General features: G+C 69.1%; 19 protein-coding genes. 6 read left to right on the top strand and 13 right to left on the bottom strand.

Annotation, left to right across the window (positions count from 1 at the left end):
* Positions 1-5: 5 nt before the first annotated feature.
* Genes ACWEKS_RS12550 through ACWEKS_RS12560 form a run of 3 tightly spaced genes read left to right on the top strand, consistent with a single transcriptional unit; the run spans position 6 to position 2811 of the window.
* A complete protein-coding gene (locus tag ACWEKS_RS12550) occupies positions 6-704 on the top strand; it encodes an FHA domain-containing protein (RefSeq protein WP_452340156.1) in 699 nt (232 codons plus the stop codon).
* Complete coding sequence (locus ACWEKS_RS12555) at positions 701-2158, top strand: hypothetical protein (protein WP_452340157.1); 1458 nt, start codon at positions 701-703, stop codon at positions 2156-2158. The genes ACWEKS_RS12550 and ACWEKS_RS12555 overlap by 4 nt, the downstream gene beginning before the upstream one ends.
* Positions 2159-2199: 41 nt before the next feature.
* Positions 2200-2811: a hypothetical protein gene (locus tag ACWEKS_RS12560; protein WP_452340158.1), complete on the top strand. Its 612-nt coding sequence runs from the start codon at positions 2200-2202 to the stop codon at positions 2809-2811.
* A gap of 42 nt (positions 2812-2853) precedes the next feature.
* On the opposite strand, the gene ACWEKS_RS12565 is transcribed toward ACWEKS_RS12560, so the two are convergent.
* A complete protein-coding gene (locus ACWEKS_RS12565) occupies positions 2854-3873 on the bottom strand; it encodes a hypothetical protein (protein WP_452340159.1) in 1020 nt (339 codons plus the stop codon).
* A 92-nt stretch (positions 3874-3965) separates the two neighbouring features.
* On the opposite strand from ACWEKS_RS12565, the gene ACWEKS_RS12570 reads away from it, so the two are divergent.
* Complete coding sequence (locus ACWEKS_RS12570) at positions 3966-4613, top strand: TetR/AcrR family transcriptional regulator (protein ID WP_452340160.1); 648 nt, start codon at positions 3966-3968, stop codon at positions 4611-4613.
* Here ACWEKS_RS12570 and ACWEKS_RS12575 read toward each other — a convergent pair.
* On the bottom strand, positions 4585-5220 hold the full coding sequence (locus tag ACWEKS_RS12575; protein WP_452340161.1) for an HD domain-containing protein: 636 nt from the start codon (positions 5218-5220) through the stop codon (positions 4585-4587). The two genes, ACWEKS_RS12570 and ACWEKS_RS12575, sit on opposite strands and share 29 nt — an antisense overlap.
* Before the next feature lie 111 nt (positions 5221-5331).
* On the opposite strand from ACWEKS_RS12575, the gene ACWEKS_RS12580 reads away from it, so the two are divergent.
* A complete protein-coding gene (locus ACWEKS_RS12580) occupies positions 5332-6276 on the top strand; it encodes a GlxA family transcriptional regulator (RefSeq protein WP_452340182.1) in 945 nt (314 codons plus the stop codon).
* A 19-nt stretch (positions 6277-6295) separates the two neighbouring features.
* On the opposite strand, the gene ACWEKS_RS12585 is transcribed toward ACWEKS_RS12580, so the two are convergent.
* Together ACWEKS_RS12585 and ACWEKS_RS12590 are read right to left on the bottom strand one after the other, a co-directional pair.
* Positions 6296-6733 (bottom strand): SRPBCC family protein, encoded by a 438-nt coding sequence (locus ACWEKS_RS12585; RefSeq protein WP_452340162.1) that lies wholly within the window; start codon positions 6731-6733, stop codon positions 6296-6298.
* Positions 6734-6775: 42 nt separating this feature from the next.
* On the bottom strand, positions 6776-6925 hold the full coding sequence (locus ACWEKS_RS12590; RefSeq protein WP_452340163.1) for a hypothetical protein: 150 nt from the start codon (positions 6923-6925) through the stop codon (positions 6776-6778).
* A 465-nt stretch (positions 6926-7390) separates the two neighbouring features.
* On the opposite strand from ACWEKS_RS12590, the gene ACWEKS_RS12595 reads away from it, so the two are divergent.
* Entirely contained in the window at positions 7391-7879 is a 489-nt protein-coding gene (locus tag ACWEKS_RS12595) for an MmpS family transport accessory protein (RefSeq protein ID WP_452340164.1), read from the top strand.
* Positions 7880-7960: 81 nt separating this feature from the next.
* Here the strand turns inward: ACWEKS_RS12595 and pdxS are convergent, their stop codons facing one another.
* The 9 genes from pdxS to ACWEKS_RS12640 all read right to left on the bottom strand — a co-directional run bounded on the left by pdxS (position 7961) and on the right by ACWEKS_RS12640 (position 17749).
* Positions 7961-8863, bottom strand: coding sequence for a pyridoxal 5'-phosphate synthase lyase subunit PdxS (pdxS, locus tag ACWEKS_RS12600; protein ID WP_452340165.1), 903 nt, complete (start codon positions 8861-8863; stop codon positions 7961-7963).
* Positions 8864-9235: 372 nt separating this feature from the next.
* Positions 9236-9904 (bottom strand): hypothetical protein, encoded by a 669-nt coding sequence (locus ACWEKS_RS12605; RefSeq protein WP_452340166.1) that lies wholly within the window; start codon positions 9902-9904, stop codon positions 9236-9238.
* Positions 9905-10018: 114 nt separating this feature from the next.
* The gene (locus ACWEKS_RS12610) at positions 10019-11059 is read right to left on the bottom strand and encodes an NUDIX hydrolase (RefSeq protein WP_379440519.1); all 1041 of its coding nucleotides are present in this window, start codon (positions 11057-11059) and stop codon (positions 10019-10021) included.
* Positions 11059-12183 carry a glycosyltransferase family 4 protein gene (locus ACWEKS_RS12615; RefSeq protein ID WP_452340167.1) on the bottom strand — a complete coding sequence of 375 codons (1125 nt, stop codon included), beginning with the start codon at positions 12181-12183 and terminating at the stop codon, positions 11059-11061. Before ACWEKS_RS12615 ends, ACWEKS_RS12610 begins: the two co-directional genes overlap by 1 nt.
* On the bottom strand, positions 12180-13142 hold the full coding sequence (locus tag ACWEKS_RS12620) for a phosphatidylinositol mannoside acyltransferase (protein WP_452340183.1): 963 nt from the start codon (positions 13140-13142) through the stop codon (positions 12180-12182). Before ACWEKS_RS12620 ends, ACWEKS_RS12615 begins: the two co-directional genes overlap by 4 nt.
* Before the next feature lie 20 nt (positions 13143-13162).
* Positions 13163-13834, bottom strand: coding sequence for a phosphatidylinositol phosphate synthase (gene pgsA / locus ACWEKS_RS12625; protein ID WP_452340168.1), 672 nt, complete (start codon positions 13832-13834; stop codon positions 13163-13165).
* A gap of 1 nt (position 13835) precedes the next feature.
* On the bottom strand, positions 13836-14429 hold the full coding sequence (locus ACWEKS_RS12630) for an HIT family protein (protein WP_452340169.1): 594 nt from the start codon (positions 14427-14429) through the stop codon (positions 13836-13838).
* Entirely contained in the window at positions 14426-16483 is a 2058-nt protein-coding gene (gene thrS / locus ACWEKS_RS12635) for a threonine--tRNA ligase (RefSeq protein ID WP_452340170.1), read from the bottom strand. Before thrS ends, ACWEKS_RS12630 begins: the two co-directional genes overlap by 4 nt.
* Positions 16484-16969: 486 nt before the next feature.
* Entirely contained in the window at positions 16970-17749 is a 780-nt protein-coding gene (locus tag ACWEKS_RS12640; protein ID WP_452340171.1) for a (2Fe-2S)-binding protein, read from the bottom strand.
* Positions 17750-18040 lie beyond the last annotated feature (291 nt).

Raw genomic sequence — 18040 nt, forward strand, 5'->3', positions numbered from 1 at the left:
CGACCATGCTGACCTGTCCGGCGGGACACGATTCGGTGGCCGGCGACTACTGCGATGTGTGCGGGCTGCTCATGGACCCGGGCGAGAAACCCTCGCCCGCACCGGAACCCACGGGGGTGCCGTGCCCGGTGTGCGGCGAGCCGCAGACGGGACGGTTCTGCGAGGGGTGCAGTTACGACTTCGTGGCGGGCGGGCCCAGGGTGACGCGGGCCGCGCCGGCTGCCACGGTGGTCGTGCCGGCACCGACCGTGGTCGCGCCCGCGTCGGCGATGGGCGCGCCGCCCGCGTTCGAGGTACCCGGAACCACGTGGACGGCAACCGTTTTCGCTGACCGCGAGTACTTCGACACCATGCGCAGCGAGGACGACGACGTCGAATTCCCCGGGTACTGCCCCGAACGCGTCTTCGCGCTGCAGGGCACGCAGGTCCGGGTGGGCCGCTACAGCGCCTCCAAGGGCATCGATCCCGAGATCGATCTCACCGGTCCCCCACAGGATCCGGGCATTTCGCACCTGCACGTGCTGTTCGTCGCCCAGCCCGGAAACGGCTGGGTCGTCATCGATCTCGGCTCCACCAACGGCACCCGCGTGAACGCGGCCGCCGATCCCATTCCGCGTGGGCAGGCGGTGCCGGTGCGATCCGGTGATCGGATCCACCTGGGCGCGTGGACCACTCTCACCCTGAAGCAGGACACCCCGTCATGACGACGATGCTCACCCGTCCCCAGACTCCACGCACCGAGGCCGATCCGGGCGCGCTCGCGCGGCTGCGCGGACTGCTGCCCGGGCGGTCGGACACGCCGGGCTGGATCCGGCTGCTGGCCATCGCCGCGGTCGTGCTCACCGCGGTGACCGCGCTGGTGATGGCCGCCGACGCACGAACGACCCGGCACGGTATCGACGTCATCGGCAACCACACGGCACCGACGGTGACCGCCACAGAGGATCTGTACTTCGCGCTGGCGGACATGGACGCGCAGCTGGCGAATGTGCTGCTCGCCGGAAACGATTCGACGCTGGCGAGCGTACGCAAGAACGCCCTGACCGCCTACGAGCAGCGGCGCGTGCAGGCCGACGCCGACCTGCAGCAGGCCATGACCATCGCCACCAATGACGATGCGTCCCGCCAGATCCGGGAGCTGCTCGACAAGTTCGGACAGTACGAGGCACTGGCCGCGGACACCTTCCAGCTCGGCGATCTCGACCGCGGGGCAGCGGGACAGCCCTCGGCACGCACCCTGGAGGCCTACCGGGCGGCGACGGGGATGGTGCCGGATCTGCTGTCGCGCGCCCAGAAACTGGCCGACACCAACAGCGGTGTGCTGAGCCAGGCGTACCAGGACAGCGAGCACACCACGGTCGCGGCCCGCGTGCGCATCGCCGTGCTGGGGCTGCTGCTGCTCGTCGTGCTGGCGGGATTGCAGGTCGTGCTGCGGGTGATGCTGCACCGGCGGGTCAACCCGGCGCTGGCCGCGACCACCGTGCTGATGCTGGGGGTGCTGACCGGCGGCTACCTCGCGAATGCCTCGGCGGCACACCAGCTCACCGTCGCCAAGCAGGACGCCTTCGACTCGCTGCTGGCGCTGCGGCAGGCGCGGGCGCTGAGCTACGACGCCAATGCCGACGAGAGCCGGTACCTGCTCGACCCCGCACGCGCGGCGACATACCAGCAGAGCTACTTCGAGAAAGCGCAGCGACTGGCCGGCGTCCAGGCGCGCGGCGTCGACGACTACGCGGGCGCGCTCGACCAGGCGATCGGCGCACACAGCGGCGATCTCGCGCAGGCCATCAGCGCCGACTCCTTCCTCGGCCAGGAACTGCGCAACATCACCTTCTCCGGCGAGCGCCAGGCCGCCGAGCAGAACCTGCTCACCTATCAGGCCTACCAGCACGACGATCACGCGCTGCGCGGACTGGCGGGCTCGGATCTGCGGGCGGCCATCGCCCTCGACACCGGTGCTTCCAACGACCACTTCGCCGCCTACGACAAGGCCCTGGTGTCGACCATCGACATCAACCAGCACGCCTTCGACACCGCGATCACCCAGGGCGAGAGCGATCTGTCGGGCTGGAGCACCTGGCTCCCGTACGGCGCGGCCGTGGTCGTCGCGGTGCTGGTGCTGCTCGGTGTCCGCCCGCGCCTGGCCGAGTACCGCTGACCGGAGGTGACCGGGCACCAGACCTCGGCCAAGATGGTCTCGTGCCCGATTTCACCGCCATCAGCCCCGACGCCCTGTACGCACTCATCGCCGAGCGGGCCATGACGCTGGCGGGGTATGCGGTGATCGCGGTCGACGGCGCGGATGCCGCAGATCCGCTCACCGTCGCGAACGGCGTCGCCGAACTCCTGCGCACCCGGGGCCGTCCCGCCGCGGTGGTGTCGCTGCATGATTTCGTGCGGCCCGCCTCCGTGCGCCTGGAATACGATCGCGACAGCGAATTCACCTACCGCACCGGGTGGTTCGACTACGCGGCGCTGAATCGTGAAGTCCTCAAACCGCTCCGGGACACCGGGCGCTACCTGCCCGCGCTCTGGGATGAACGCGCCGATCGCTCCGCCCGCGCTCGCATCCGCACCGCCGACGACACCACGGTGCTGTTCATCGCCGGACCCATGCTGCTCGGGCGCGGACTGGACTTCGATCTGACTGTCGGCCTGCGCATGTCGGCGGGGGCGCTGCGCCGCCGGACGGACGCCGCGAGCCTGTTCACCGTGGACGGGCTGCTCAAGTTCCAGCGCGAGCATGCCGAAGAACCCGATATCCAGGTCGCCTGGGACCATCCGGACCGGCCGGCGATCCGGGTCGGCTGAACCCGCCCGACAATCCTGATCGGCCGAGCCGCGGAACGGAACTCAGCGCGATTCCGCCTGCTCCGCCAGGGCCCCGAACGCCGCCTTGGGCTCCCAGGTCAGCGAACCGCTTTCGGGCTGAAGGACTTTCACCAGTCCCGGGCTCGCCAGGTCCAGGTCGAATGCGAGGTCGTCGCGGTGTGGCAGGTCGTAGCGGGCGAAGCAGTAGTAGAAGGCGGCGTCCACGCCCGCGGTATCGAGGATGCCGAGCAGGTCGGTGAGGTGGTCGGCCTGGGCGGGCTCGTCACGCTCGTAGACGCCATCGAGGCGTAGCGGCCTCGCGGTGTCCGGGTCCCATTCGATGATGTCGAAGCCGTGCGGGCCCGCATCGGGCGCGCCGCGGAAGGACGGGCAGCCGAATTCGGTGATGGCCACCGGCTTTCCGAGCTGCTCACCCTGAGCGACGTAGGCGCGCATGGTGTCCCGATAGCCGGGGGCCAGCTCCGCGCCGCGGTATCCGGCGTCGGTGGCGAGGATGTCGAAGAGCTCCCAGTCGACCTGCTCGAACGGCAGGCTGCAATAGGTCAGCCTGCCGCGGAACCGGTCCCGGGCGATCGCGGCGGCGCGGGCCAGGAGATCGTTGACGCGAGCGGGGATTCCGGCGAGCGCGGCCTGACCCGCCGGGGTGCGGAGGGCGGCGGCCCGCTCGGCCAGGGTTTCGCCGGGCAGGTAACCGAGCACGAACATGGCGAGCTCGGACCCGACCGCCAGCACGATCTCCGCGCCGCTCGCACGCAGGCGTTCCGCGTGTTCGGCGCAGTCGGCGACGACGGCGAGGACCTCGTCCTCGGTGACGTCGTTCAGGAACGGGCACACCCAGACCTCCAATCCGGCGGCCGCGGCCTCGGAGGCCGCCAGATTCAGCCGTTCCGGGTACCCGCCGGTGATGCGGACCGCGCCGCAGTGCAGGTCCGCGCGGATGACTCGCATGTCCTCTCGGACCCGTGCGATATCGAACGGCTCGTGGGTGCTGCTGCCCAGGTTCACGAAGCCGGTGTCGTAGCAAACGCCGATCGCTCTCATCGGCTACCTCCTCCATTTACGGTACTGTTCGTACCCTAGTTGCGACCATAGCCCGCTGCGAACCGGTCTCGCAAGGTACGCTCAGTACCGTTATGAGCGAATCGACAGAGCGCCCGACCCGCCGCCGCGGCCCGGCACTGGAACAGGCGATCCTGCGCGCGGCCGTGGACGAACTGCTCGAATCCGGATACCCCGGGATGACCATGGATGCCGTCGCCGCCCGGGCGGGCACCAACAAGAACGCCATCTACCGGCGCTGGCCCAACCGCGCCGCACTGGGCGTCGCGGCGTATCGGCAATTGACCTCGGCAGCGCTCGAACTGCCGGACACGGGCGCCCTGCGTGCGGACGCGCTGGAGTTGTTGCGCCGCGCCAACTCCCATCTGTCCTCGCCGCTCGGCGAGATCCTGCGCAGCCTGCTCTCCCAGCTCGCGAACGAGCCCGAACTGCTCGCGCAATTGCGGGAACAGTCCGGGGACGCGGGGACCCGGCCGTGGCTCACCATCCTCGAGCGGGCGGCCGACCGCGGCGAGGCCCCGCCCGCGGCGTGCGTGGCCCGGGTCGCCACCACGCCGATCGACCTGCTGCGCAACGAGTTCGTGACGCGCGGCGTGCCGACGGTGCCCGACGACGTGCTGGTGGACATCGTCGACACCGTGTACCTGCCACTGATCCGCGGCTATTCGGCTGCGAGTCACCACCGGGGCGAGATCAGGCCGCCCAGGGCGAATCGAGAATGACCTCGACGAAGTCGCCGCGCCGGAAGCCTGGCGAGAAATGTTCCAGGACATCGGCTTTCACATTCCCGAAGGTGGTGTCCGGGCGGTGGGCGATCCCGTCGGTGAAGGCGGCCAGGATGCGGCGCTTGAAATCCGGGCGCGGGTGGGCGCGGATCACCGCGGCGCGCTGCTCCTCGGTGACATCGTCGTAGCCGATGCCGAGCACATCGAGCTCGACACCGGCGGTGACCAGGGCGATCTCGGGTACCATGTGGGCCGGGATCTCCGGGGTGGTGTGCAGAGCGATTGCGGTCCAGGCGATCTCGGCCCGCTCGGCGGGGATGCCGTGCGCGCGCAGGAAGGCCCGGGCGTCGTCCGCGCCGTCGATCTCGAAGCGCTGCCGGGAATCCTGGTGCCGGGGTGTCAGACCCAGGTCGTGGAACATGGCCGCCACGTAGAGCAGTTCGGGGTCGTAGCCGAGCCCGCGGCGCGCACCCTGCAGCGCACCGAACAGGTAGACCCGGCGGGAGTGATCGAAGAGCAGTTCGCCCGCGGTGTCGCGGACCAGTTCGGTGGCCTCGCGGGCCAGAGCGCTGTCGGGGATGGCGATATCGGCAATGTGTTCCATGGCAACCACACTCGCCGAACCGATAGGAGCGGCACCGTGTCTTTCCGGACAGGAACCCCATAGATCCGGACATGCCCGAGTGCTAGGTTCGGGTGGGTGGGCAGGAAGCGAATGGCGGTGCTGGCCTTCGACGGCGTCCGGCTGCTCGATGTCACCGCCGTACTGGAGGTGCTGAGCACCGCCGCCGGGTCGGGCGCGCGCTATGACGTGACGCTGTGCTCACCGGACGGCGCACCGGTCACCACCGCGGCGGGTACGCGCCTGCTCGTCGACGCGGCCGCGGCCGAGGTGGGCCGCGTGCACACGCTGATCGTGCCGGGCGACGACCGGTTTCCGCACTCCCCCGTCGACAGCGCGATTCTGGACGCCGTTCGCGCCCTGTCGCCGTCCACGCGCCGCACGGCTTCGGTGTGCACGGGCGCTTTCGTCCTGGCGCAGGCCGGTTTTCTCGACGGCCGCCGGGCGACCACACATTGGCGGCATGCCGCCCGGCTGGCCCGCGCGTACCCGTCGATCACGGTCGAACCGGATGCCATCTACATTCGCGACGGCAAATACCTCACCTCGGCCGGAGTCAGCGCGGGTCTCGACCTGACCCTGGCCCTGGTCGAGGAGGACGAGGGCGCCGACCTCGCCCGCGAGGTGGCCCGGGAACTGGTCGTCTTCCTGCGACGGCCGGGCGGGCAATCGCAGTTCTCGGTGGCGTCCCGCACCGCGGTGCCGCGCCGAGACGATGTGCGCGCCGTCGTCGACGAGGTGTTCGCCGACCCGGCCGCCGACCATTCGCTCACCGCCATGGCGGCCCGCGCCGCCGTGAGCACCCGGCAGCTCACGCGCCTGTTCCGCGACGAACTCGACACCACCCCGGCGGTATTCGTGGAATCGGCGCGCGTCGAGGCCGCACAGGCGATGCTGGAGGCCGGGGCCTCGGTCACCGCCGCCGCCCACCGATCCGGTCTGGGCAGCGAGGAATCCTTGCGCCGCATCTTCTTCCGGCGCTTCGGCATCACCCCGTCCGCCTATCGGGCCCAGTTCCGGACCGCGCGCCGGGCCTGACCGGACGGTGCCGGCGTGGTCAGGCCGTCCCGGACTCGAGCAGTGCCTTGGCGCGATCCAGACCGGAAACCTCTGCGGTCATGGTCTTCTGGACCGGGCGGTTCATGAGCAGCTTCTTGAAGCCCGACAGTTCCGCGGCCAGCGAGAAGGTCACCGCGGTGCCCGCCGCCACCGGCGCGAAGGCATAGGTGACCGTGGGACGCAGCGGTCCCGCGATGCCCTTCAGGACGACCTTCTCGTTCGGGAGGTACTCGGTGATCTGGACGTCGGCGGGGATGCCCCGACCGCCGGGACCCGAGACCGTCTGACGGTAGACGGTGCCCACGGCGGGCGGGCCTTCGGCGGTGATCTGCTTGACGCCGGTACGCCAGCGGGCGCTGTTGGTCGAGTCGGCGAAGAAGGCGAACACTTCGTCGATGGGGCGGGCGATGGTCACCGTACGGGACGCGGCGGGCATGGCGGTCCTTTCGCCTCAGGGGTGTTCGGCAGCGATGCCGGTTCATGACACCAGCAAGCGGGCGGCCGGGCCACCACCCGGGCGGCGTGTCCGCGTCCGGATTCGCAGCGCCAGCAACGACCCGGTGACGGACATGACATAGGCCAGGACACGGGTGAGCCACCCACAGGTGAAGTGGTCGATTACCAGCATGCTGGCTCCTTGCCGGAATGGCTGTTCATGACGATTCACCGGTGACTGAGCCGAAGACTGGCGAGGAAGTACCAGGCAGTAAATATTTGTCGCAGTACAGTCCGCAACAATTAGCTGGGGTTTGCTGAACGGTATGCACGCAGGTAGCCGCCGGTATGGGCGGGCCCGGAGCACCGCGGCTGCCACGTATGCGGTCATTGACACCTGGCACCCACCCGGCAACCCGGCAAGGGCCGAAGGTCACTCGTGCACAATGCGATTGCGGAACAGTGCACAATGCCACCGCGAAACCACCTGAGATCCTCGGTCTGCCGACTTCGGCAAGAATCTCCAATTCCGTCCGATACCAACGGATTCCCCGACCGATTGAACGACCTATCCGTCCCCGCTCCGGGCGGTTCTCACCGCGCGATCCCGCTGATACGGTTCCGCTCCGGTCCACAGCAATACAAATCAAGGGGATTCATGACGTACCAAGGTGTTCCGGCTCCGGGATATCCGATGCAGCCGCCACCGCCCAAGAAGCGGAAGATCTGGCCGTGGATCGTGGGGGCACTGCTGCTGTTCATCGTGCTGCCGTTCGCAGCCTGCACAGCGGTGTTCGGCAAGGCCGCGAACGACGTCGCCAAGGAGTCCAAGCGCACCGTGGATGTGCGCTACGAGGTGACCGGGTCCGGCGAAGGCACGTACGTCAAGCCGTCGGTCACCTACAGCATCGGCGACACGGGATCGGGGACGAACACAGCGGCACAACTGCCGTGGAGCAAGGATGTCACCCTGACCGGCTTTCTCAAGATGGCCACCCTCACCGCGACGGCCGCCGACGATGACAGTGCGACCATCACCTGCCGCATCGTGCAGGGCGACAAGGTGCTGGTGGAGAACACGGCCACCGGTTCGCTGGCCATGGCCACCTGCACCACGGATCTGAGCAATATCATCGGCAGCAAGTGAACGACGATCGCCGGGTGGTTCGAAGACCACCCGGCGATGTCGAATCAGATTGTCGCGGAGCCGTTTACCGGCCGGAGCCGACTACCAGCCGCGCTCGGCGAGGCGGTGGGGCTGGGGGATCTCCTCGACATTGATGCCGACCATGGCCTCACCCAGGCCGCGCGAGACCTTCGCGAGGACATCGGGGTCGTCGTAGAAGGTGGTGGCCTTGACGATGGCGGCGGCACGCTCGGCCGGGTTGCCGGACTTGAAGATGCCCGAGCCGACGAAGACGCCCTCGGCGCCGAGCTGCATCATCATGGCGGCATCGGCGGGGGTGGCGATGCCGCCCGCGGTGAACAGCACGACGGGGAGCTTGCCGGTCTCGGCGATCTCGGCGACCAGCTCGTAGGGAGCCTGCAGTTCCTTGGCCGCGACGTAGAGCTCGTCCTTCGGCAGGGAGGTCAGGCGGCGGATCTCGTCGCGGATCTTGCGCATGTGGGTGGTGGCGTTGGAGACGTCGCCGGTGCCGGCCTCACCCTTGGAGCGGATCATGGCCGCGCCCTCGGTGATTCGGCGCAGCGCCTCGCCCAGGTTGGTCGCGCCACACACGAACGGGACGGTGAAGGCGAACTTGTCGATGTGGTTGGCGTAGTCGGCCGGGGTCAGCACCTCGGACTCGTCGATGTAGTCGACACCCAGCGACTGCAGGATCTGCGCCTCGACGAAGTGACCGATGCGGGCCTTCGCCATGACGGGGATGGAGACGGCGTTGATGATGCCGTCGATCATGTCCGGATCCGACATGCGGGACACGCCACCCTGGGCGCGAATGTCGGCGGGGACCCGCTCCAGCGCCATGACCGCGACGGCGCCGGCATCCTCGGCGATCTTGGCCTGCTCCGGCGTGACGACATCCATGATCACACCGCCCTTCAGCATCTCGGCCATGCCGCGCTTGACGCGGGCGGTACCGATGGTGGGGGTGGTGTCGGGCGTGGTCACGGCAAACTCCTGGGTCATGTGGGCCAATCGGTCGGATCGCTCGGAATCGAACAGGTCGATTCTAGGCGGCGCTTTCAGGCCACTTCATAGCCAGTCCGACACGACTGGACTGCCCGCTCCGCAAGGGATGACGGGCGTCACAGCGCCAGGGTTACCGCGTCGCCACTAGAGCGGTCCGACGACGAAAATCGTCGCCCAGTACTCGGCCGCGGCCGGACCCATCAACGGCTCCAGGAAGTCATAGAGCAGGTAAGACACGAAGAATTTTCCACCTTCCACACACGGTCCGCCGATTCCGTTGCGCGGCAAACCTTCCCAGGGACCCTAGCGGAGATTGCGCCATAGATCACAGAAGGTCCGGGAAGCCGCCGGTCAGCCCAGGGTGTAGACGTACCGGCTCGTGGGCACCAGATCCAGGTTCAGGTGCGCGCCGAAGCGGACGACGCTCTCCATCATGGCGGTCACGCGCCGCTGCAGTTCCGCGTCGTCCCCGCCGCTGCCGTAGAAGGCATGTGCGCTGGTCATGGCCGCCATCGGGAACAGTTCCTCGACGAGGGCGTCGACCCGCTTGCCGTCGGTGATCGCCTCGGTGACGGTGTTCTGGACGTAGCCGAACGTGTCCTGCGTCTCGATAGCCACTGGCGTGTGCAGGACGTGCCACCGATGCAGCCACTCCTCGCGCGTCAGGTCCTCGGGAATCCGCAGAATCGCGATATTCGCCAGCGCGTCGGTCCGGACCCCGTCCTCGACCACCGGGGGCTCGATGGGCCGGCGCTCATCCACGACCCAGCCGTTCACGTCGTCCGCCACCGTTCGCAGCACATCGGTGACCGCCGCGTGCCCGCCCTCGGTCCACACGCTCACGATGGCGTCGATCGGCGCGTCATAGGTGGTGTGCTTCACCTGCGCGGCCTCGACGTCGGCATCCTGCACATTCACCTGATAGGCCGTCACCCCCACCCCGGCCAGCTCTTTGCGCAGCTCCTCGCCCCGCAGCCGCTCCCCCAGCCCCGCGCCCCACAACACATACATCAACTTCATGCCGTAAGTCCTTGCCACAGATCACCATTGATCGCCCCACCGTAGCCCCGGCCGCCGCCCGGAATGCGAGCTTTCAGCCGCCGATCCCACCCACCGGACCGAGGCCGGCGGTTGTCAGCGGATGGAGCGGACTTCGGGGTCGATGTCGGAGTCGGCGGCCGCGATGGCCTCGGCGAGGAGTTGGTCGAGGTGGTAGGGGTAGACGGTCTCGCCGGAGTGGTCGATCTGGGCGATGTCGGTGGGGGTGCACCATTTGCTGCCGGTGATGGAGCGGCGTTCGATGTAGTCGAGGTTGGTGGGAACCGGGTCGAACGCCTTGGCACGCAGCGCGAAGAAGAGTTCCTCCGAGCGGATGAGTTCGCCGTTGAAGGGGAACACCGCTACCCGGCGCCAGAGGGGGCCGCGCAGGGCCGAGGAGTCGGCGGCGTGGCCGGTTTCCTCGTAGAGCTCGCGGATCGCGGCCTCGCGCAGGGTTTCCCCGGGGTTGACGCCGCCGCCGATGGTGAACCAGAACGGGACGTCGGGGACCTTGGGGTCGACGCCCTGCAGCAGCAGGACGCGGTCGTTCTCGTCGACCAGGACCACGCGGGCCGAGGTGCGGACGGTGTCGACGTCGAGGCCGGTGGAGGCGGCGGGGGTGACCCGTTCGGCGATCTCGAAGTAGGTCGGCAGCGGTGCGGTACCGCCGAGGTGCAGCCAGCGGACCAGGCGGCGGGTGCGCAGGGCGAGGGTGTCGCGCACCGCGTCGTTGTGGAAGCGGCGGGCGATGAGGACCCGGGCCTCGGCATCGGCGAGCTCGGCCACCAGCTGGGGCGGCAACAGGGCGATGTCGACCGCGGACAGGGCGGCGGCGAGCTGGTTCTCGACGGTTTCGCGGTCGCGCCAGTTGGAGCGTTCGGCCCGGTCGGCCAGGGCGGTCAGCCGGCGGGCCTGCTCGACCAGGGACGGATCGTAGAGCCCGGCCAGGGTGGTGGCCACCGAGCGCCCCACCACCGCGCGCCGGGCCAGGGCCGCGTCCAGCGCGTGGCGGGCCTGGTCGGTGCGCACGTGCAGGCGGTCGAGGCGGTTGGCGGTGGTGTAGGCCCAGACCGCGGCGGTGACGATGAGGGCCGCGACGAGGGCGAGGACCAGGATGGTCGTCGCGGAGAAGGTGATCATCCGGCGGTCCTGACGCGCACGTCGCCGACGGTCACGGTCTCGTACACCCGCAGGATCTGCTCGGCCACGACCGGCCAATCATATTCGCCGACAACCTGATTCGCGGTGCGGATGAACTCCTCGCGCCGGGCGTCGTCGGTGAGCATGCCGCTGATCGCCTCGCCCAGCCGCGCCGAGTCCCCGACCGGCACCAGCTGGCCCGCGGTGCCGTCGCGCAGCACCCGGCGGAAGGCATCGAGATCGCTGGCCACCACGGCGGTCCCGGCGGCCATGGCCTCGACCAGCACGATGCCGAAGCTCTCACCGCCGAGATTGGGCGCGACATAGACATCGGCACTGCGCATGGCCGAGGCCTTCTCTGCATCCGACACCTGACCGAGGAAGCGCAGGTGTCCCGCGTTCTCCCCCGCCTCGCGGCGCAGCCGGTCCTCGTCACCGCGGCCGACGATCAGCAGCTCGAGCTGCGGATGCCGGCGCACCAGTTCCGGCAGCGCGCCGAGCAGCACCTCCATGCCCTTGCGCGGCTCGTCGAACCGGCCCAGGAACAGCACCGACTTCCCCGGACGCGGATACCCGGCCAGCAGCGGCGCGTGCGCGAACGCGGGCACGTCGACACCGTTGGGGATCTCGACCGCGTCCCCGCCGAGCGCCTCCACCTGCCAGCGCCGCGCCAGCTCGCTCACCGCGATCCGCCCGCTGATCTTCTCGTGGTACGGCCGCAGCACACCCTGAAAAGTGCTCAGCACCAGCGACTTCGTGGTCGAGGTGTGGAAGGTGGCGACGATCGGCCCCTCCGCGATCTTCAGCGCCAGCATGGACAGGCTGGGTGCGTTGGGTTCGTGGATGTGCAGGACGTCGAAGTCGTTCTCGGCGATCCAGCGGCGGATCCGGGTATAGGCGGTGGGCCCGAAGGACAGTCGCGCCACCGAGCCGTTGTAAGGGATGGCCACGGCCTTGCCGGCCGACACCACGAAATCGGGCAGCGGCGTGTCGTCGGCGGCGGGCGCGAGCACGCTCACCTTGTGGCCGCGCTCGATGAGCACCTGCGCCAGCTCCACGACATGTGCCTGCACCCCGCCCGGCACGTCGAACGAATACGGGCAGACCATGCCGATTCTCATAGCGCCCCTGTTCCCTGCGACCCCTGCGCGTCATAGCCCAGCGCCTGTTGCGCAGCGGCGATACGTTCCAGTCTGGCCTGCGACAGGTCGCTTTCCCACAGGGGTTGCAGCATGTGCCAGTCCGCCGGATGGGCAGCGATATTGGCGGCGAACACATCGGTCAGCGCCTGGGTGGCGGGCGCGACGCCACCGGACAGATCCAGCGCCTCGAAGACCTGCATGCCCCAGCCCTCGCGGCCGTCGGCCTCGGTGGTGAACCAGCAGTGCACCGGCAGCAGCGCGGCACCGGTGCCGGCGGCCAGCTTGGCCGCGCCGGCGGGCAGCCAGGTGCGTTCACCGAACATGGTGACCGGCACCCCCTTGCCGGTAAGGTCGCGATCCCCCATCAGGCAGACCACCTTGTTGTCCCGCAGCCGATCGGCCAGCTGCGGGAACGGCGGCTGCTCGCCACCGGTCAGCGGGAACACCTCGAAGCCCAGGCTCGCCCGGTACTCGACGAACCGCTCGAACAGCGACTCCGGCTTCAAACGCTCTTGGACAGTGGAGAACGGGCCGTAGTTCTGTGCCAGCCAGACCCCGGCCATATCCCAGTTGCCCGAGTGCGGCAGCACCAGCAGCACACCCTTGCCGCGGGCCAGCGCCGCGTCCAGGTGTTCGACCCCGTGCACGTGCAGCTGTCCGAGTGCGGTGTGGTCCATCGACGGCAGCCGGAACGCCTCGCGCCAATAGCGGGCGTAGGACCGCATACTCGCCGCGATCAGGCTGTCCGGCACCGCCGCCGGTGTCGTGCCCAGCACGCGGGCGAGGTTGCGGCGCAGCTGGTTCGGGTGCCCGCGGTGCGCCTTCCGGTTCGATCGCCGCGCGATGGCGTTCGCGCCCGCGTCGAAGCCCTTGCGCACCATGCCCTCCGGCAGTCCGCGGACAAGCCGCCACCCGGCCGCGTACGCCTTGTCGGTCATCGCGGACGTGAAATCGGTTGTCACCGCTGCGGTTCCTCCGGAGCCTTCGCCGTGGGGGCGATGATGTCACGGGCGCCAGGGGAATTACGCACCGCCAGCACCCGCTGGAAGACGGTGATGATGCTGAGCACGGCCAGCGCGTACATGGCCGCGTACACCGCGTACGACAGCCAGGTGATGCCGAAGTAGCCGCCGATACCGGTCAATCCGGCGCCGACCAGCACGATGACCAGCCGGTCGGGCCGCTCGATCAGGCCGCCGTCGGCCGAGAGCCCGCTGGCCTCCGCCCGCGCCTTCGCGTACGAGATGACCTGCGAGGTCACCAGCACCACCAGGGTCGCCACGAACAGATGCTTGGAGTTCGCGTGGTACACCGACCACCAGGCCAGCCCCGCGAAGATGGCGCCGTCGGCCACGCGGTCACACGTGGCGTCCAGCACCGCACCGTATTTCGTGCCGCCGCCCCGGGCGCGGGCCATGGCCCCGTCCAGCATGTCGAACATGACGAACAGCCAGATCACCATCGTTCCCCAGAACAGGTGATCGGTCGGGAACAGGGTCACCGCCGCGACGATCGAGGCGGTGGTGCCGATGAGCGTCATCGCATCGGGCGTGAGCCCCGTGCTCACCAGCGCTTTGCCCAGCGGCGCAGTCGCTTTGGCGAACGTCTCGCGACCGAAGAAGCTCAGCACGCTATCCCGCGTCGTTCCATGCGTCGGCTTCCTTCCACGCCTGTGCCAGCAGCGCCCGGGTTTCCCGGAGCAGCTGCGGCATCACCTTCACTCCGCCGACGACGGTAATGAAGTTCGCGTCCCCACTCCAGCGCGGCACGATATGTTGATGCAGGTGATCGGCGAGTGAACCACCGGCAACGCCACCGAGATTCAGGCCGACATTGAAGCCCTCGGGCCGCGACACCTGCTTCATCACCCGGATCGCCTGCTGGGTGAACGCCATCAGCTCGGCGCTCTCCTCGGTGGTCAGGTCCTCGAGGTTGGCGACCCGGCGGTAGGGCACCACCATCATGTGGCCCGGGTTGTACGGGTACAGGTTCAGCACCGCGTAGACCCATTCACCGCGCGCGACGATCAGGCCGTCCTCGTCCGACATCTCCGGAATGTCGGTGAAGGGGTGCCCGGTCTTCTTGGCCGTGTCGATCTTCCGATCCTCGGCCTCGCCGGTGATGTAGGACATCCGGTACGGGGTCCACAACCGCTGCAGGCGGTCCGGATCCCCGGCACCGGTATCCACGATCTGCTCGGACACGGGGGCAATCCATTCACTCATCGATCCGCCTTGCGGATCTCGAAGCCCTCCGCGGTCGGCGACTGGTTCTCGCGGCGCCCGATCCAGTCCACGATGGTGGCCACCGCGTCGGCCACGGGCACACCGTTGACCTGGGTGCCGTCGCGGAAGCGGAAGCTGACCGCGCCGCTCTCCACATCGCGCGCGCCGGCCAGCAGCATGAACGGCACCTTCTGCGCGGTCTGGTTGAAGATCTTCTTCTGCATGCGGTCGTCGCTGCGGTCGACCTCGGCGCGAATGCCGTTGTCCCGCAGGCGTTCGATCACGCCGTCCAGGTGCTCGACGAAGGTCTCGGCGACCGGGATGCCGACCACCTGCACCGGCGCCAGCCAGGCCGGGAACGCGCCCGCGTAGTGCTCGGTGAGCACGCCGAAGAAGCGCTCGATGGAGCCGAAGAGCGCGCGGTGGATCATGACCGGGCGGTGCTTGCCGCCGTCGGAGCCGGTGTACTCCAGCTCGAAACGCTCGGGCAGGTTGAAGTCCAGCTGGATGGTGGACATCTGCCAGGTGCGGCCGAGCGCGTCCTTGGCCTGGACCGAGATCTTCGGGCCGTAGAAGGCGGCCCCGCCCGGATCCGGCACCAGCTCCAGACCGGAGTCGGTGGCCACCTTGCGCAGGGTCTCGGTGGCCTCCTCCCACAGCTCGTCGGAGCCCACGAACTTCTGCGGGTCCTTGGTGGACAGCTCCAGGTAGAAGTCGTCGAGGCCGTAGTCGCGCAGCAGCGAGAGCACGAACTGCAGCGTGTTGGTCAGCTCCGCGTGCATCTGCTCCTTGGTGCAGTAGATGTGCGCGTCGTCCTGGGTCATGCCGCGCACCCGGGTGAGGCCGTGCACGACGCCGGACTTCTCGTAGCGGTAGACCGAGCCGAATTCGAACATGCGCAACGGCAGTTCACGGTAGGAGCGCCCGCGCGACCGGAAGATCAGGTTGTGCATCGGGCAGTTCATCGGCTTGACGTAGTAGTCCTGGCCGGGCTTGCGCACCGAGCCGTCCTCGTTGAGTTCGGCGTCGAGGTGCATGGCCGGGAACATGCCGTCGTGGTACCAGTCCAGGTGGCCGGAGACCTCGAAGAGATGACCCTTGGTGATGTGCGGGGTGTTGACGAACTCGTAGCCGGCGGCGATGTGGCGGCGGCGCGAGTAGTCCTCGAGCTCCTTGCGGATGATGCCGCCCTTGGGGTGGAACACCGGCAGACCGGAACCGAGCTCGTCGGGGAAGGAGAACAGGTCCAGTTCCAGGCCGAGCTTGCGGTGGTCGCGCTTCTCGGCCTCCTCGAGCAGGCGCAGATGCTCGTCCAGCGCCTCGCTGGATTCCCAGGCGGTGCCGTAGATGCGCTGCAGGTCCTCGCGGGACTGGTCACCACGCCAGTAGGCGGCCGAGGAGCGGGTCAGCTTGAAGGCCGGAATGTACTTGGTGGTCGGGATGTGCGGGCCGCGGCACAGGTCGCCCCACAGCTTCTCGCCGGTGCGCGGGTCCAGGTTGTCGTAGACGGTCAGCTCTTTACCGCCGACCTCCATGACCTCCGGATCGTCGATGCCCGACTTGTCGGAGATGAGCTCGAGCTTGAACGGCTCCTTGGCCAGCTCGACGCGGGCCTCGTCGACCTCGACCACCCGGCGCGAAAACCGCTGCGCGCCTTTGATGATCTTCTTCATCCGGGACTCCAGCTTGGCCAGATCCTCGGGGGTGAAGGGGCGGTCGACCTGGAAGTCGTAGTAGAAGCCGTCCTTGATGAACGGGCCGATGCCCAGCTTGGCCTCGGGGAACTCCTGCTGCACCGCCTGGGCCAGCACGTGCGCGGCCGAGTGCCGGATCACATTGCGGCCGTCCGGGGAATCGGCGGTGACCACCTCGACCTCGGTGTCGAGTTCGGGCACCCAGGACAGGTCCTTGAGCGCGCCCTCGGCGTCACGCACCACGATGACCGCGGCCGGGCCCTTGCTCGGCAGGTCCGCCTCGCGCACCGCGGCCCCGGCGGTAGTCCCAGCCGTAACCCGGACGCGGGCGACTGGGGTCTGCTGGGGTGAGGTGGTCACGGCTGGACACTCCTTGGCGGTTCACGGCGGGTGGTCGATCCGCCGTACAGGTTGGACTGGATGACCGGGCACCCCCTTCGTGAAGGGCAGAGCCCCGGCGGCACCACTCTATCGGCACGGTTGTCACCGTGCGCCGATGGACCGGCCCCGCCGCGTCGCCCGCCACCGCGCAGGTCCCGGCCCGGGCCGATCCCGCCCCGGTGACCAGGTGAAACACCCGATCAGCACGAGGAATCGAGGATCCGGGGCACCGGTGGAACAAGATCGGCCCGAACCGCGAAGTCCAGGGCTCCTGGGCAGGTCGACCGCATGATTCTCCGGGCGACCGCACCGGCACGGCAAGCGAATTCATCGCGGGAGCCGAAACCGCCACCCGCGTGCGGCGGCCTCGGACGGGTGCGCTTGTCCTGTGCCGCAGGAGGTTTCGGGCAGCCGCGGTGGCGGCTGCGGGCGGGCACGGTCGCGCCGGCACGCTCCGCCGGGCCGTCAGCCGCGCGCGGCGACCTCGGCGAGCAGGGCTTCGCGTTCGGGGGCGGGGCGTTTGGGGCAGCTGGTGCACATCTCGCAGCCCGGCACCTCGAAGACCAGGCAGCAGGAGATGCGGCGGACGAAGGTGCGGCTGCCGACGTCCTGGAACCGTGGCACCGGCAGCCGGCCCGCGACATCGCGGGCCAGGCGGGCACCGGCGTCCTCGGCCCCGATGTCCAGGGCGCGGTTGCCGATGGCGTCGGCCACGATCGCCCACAGCGAAGCAGCACCCGCGCCGGACACCTCGGCCACCACCGGAATCACGCGAGTCAGCGTGTGCCGCAACGCATGTCCGACGGACGCCGTCGCACAGCAGCCTGCGGACTCGGCGTCCGTGTCCTCGGCGGGCACCACCGGACCGGCACTCGCCGGGCCCGCTGCCTCCCCCGGTTGCGGCGATGGCGCGATCGGAGACCAGGATTCGATGGGCAGCGGACCCGCGCCGACGAGGTAGCCGCGCGGTTCCGGCAGCACCCGCTCCACGCCGCCGTCGGGCCGGATCTCCAGGGCGATGTGCTCGAGCGCGGGGTCGAAGGCGGGCCGCCCGCTCGCGATGGCCGCGACGATCGGATCCACCAGCGACGAGGCCGCCATGCACCACCACAGCGTCCCCGACACTCGCGTGTTGGCAGTCCCCCACGAGATCCCCATGTCGGCGATCCGCTCGGCCAGCCACTGTGGTCGCAGTAGGTCGGTGCCCGGCACCAGCGCCTGTGAAACGGGGGGCTGCGCAACCATTTCCATTCGACTCCGATCCGGCCGATCCACGGTGATTACTACCCACGATGTCACGTTTCCGCGCCGATGTGGGCCGCTCCCCCGCGACCCCCGGCGCACCCGTTCGACTCACGATGCCGCGAGGCGCGCTCAGCGTATGCCGCACGGGCTCCCTCACCGCGCCGACGCGCCCGGCGGCGAGCACCGGCCGGATAGCCACCCCGGAAAACACGATGGTGCGGGCTTCCCGTACGGGAAGCCCGCACCATCGCAGGGTGGGCGCTATCAGTGCGTGTGGGGTAACGCCCCTAT

Source organism: Nocardia sp. NPDC004711, from assembly GCF_053601595.1.

Excerpts from the sequence above, each read along its gene's own strand:
- ACWEKS_RS12570 (WP_452340160.1), top strand. The coding sequence starts at position 3,966 with ATGAGCGAATCGACAGAGCGCCCGACCCGCCGCCGCGGCCCGGCACTG.
- ACWEKS_RS12640 (WP_452340171.1), bottom strand. The coding sequence starts at position 17,749 with ATGGTTGCGCAGCCCCCCGTTTCACAGGCGCTGGTGCCGGGCACCGAC.
- ACWEKS_RS12630 (WP_452340169.1), bottom strand. The coding sequence starts at position 14,429 with ATGAGTGAATGGATTGCCCCCGTGTCCGAGCAGATCGTGGATACCGGT.
- ACWEKS_RS12590 (WP_452340163.1), bottom strand. The coding sequence starts at position 6,925 with ATGCTGGTAATCGACCACTTCACCTGTGGGTGGCTCACCCGTGTCCTG.
- ACWEKS_RS12620 (WP_452340183.1), bottom strand. The coding sequence starts at position 13,142 with ATGACCGACAAGGCGTACGCGGCCGGGTGGCGGCTTGTCCGCGGACTG.
- ACWEKS_RS12565 (WP_452340159.1), bottom strand. The coding sequence starts at position 3,873 with ATGAGAGCGATCGGCGTTTGCTACGACACCGGCTTCGTGAACCTGGGC.
- ACWEKS_RS12580 (WP_452340182.1), top strand. The coding sequence starts at position 5,332 with ATGGCGGTGCTGGCCTTCGACGGCGTCCGGCTGCTCGATGTCACCGCC.
- ACWEKS_RS12550 (WP_452340156.1), top strand. The coding sequence starts at position 6 with ATGCTGACCTGTCCGGCGGGACACGATTCGGTGGCCGGCGACTACTGC.
- ACWEKS_RS12585 (WP_452340162.1), bottom strand. The coding sequence starts at position 6,733 with ATGCCCGCCGCGTCCCGTACGGTGACCATCGCCCGCCCCATCGACGAA.
- ACWEKS_RS12605 (WP_452340166.1), bottom strand. The coding sequence starts at position 9,904 with ATGAAGTTGATGTATGTGTTGTGGGGCGCGGGGCTGGGGGAGCGGCTG.
- ACWEKS_RS12615 (WP_452340167.1), bottom strand. The coding sequence starts at position 12,183 with ATGAGAATCGGCATGGTCTGCCCGTATTCGTTCGACGTGCCGGGCGGG.
- ACWEKS_RS12595 (WP_452340164.1), top strand. The coding sequence starts at position 7,391 with ATGACGTACCAAGGTGTTCCGGCTCCGGGATATCCGATGCAGCCGCCA.
- ACWEKS_RS12575 (WP_452340161.1), bottom strand. The coding sequence starts at position 5,220 with ATGGAACACATTGCCGATATCGCCATCCCCGACAGCGCTCTGGCCCGC.
- ACWEKS_RS12555 (WP_452340157.1), top strand. The coding sequence starts at position 701 with ATGACGACGATGCTCACCCGTCCCCAGACTCCACGCACCGAGGCCGAT.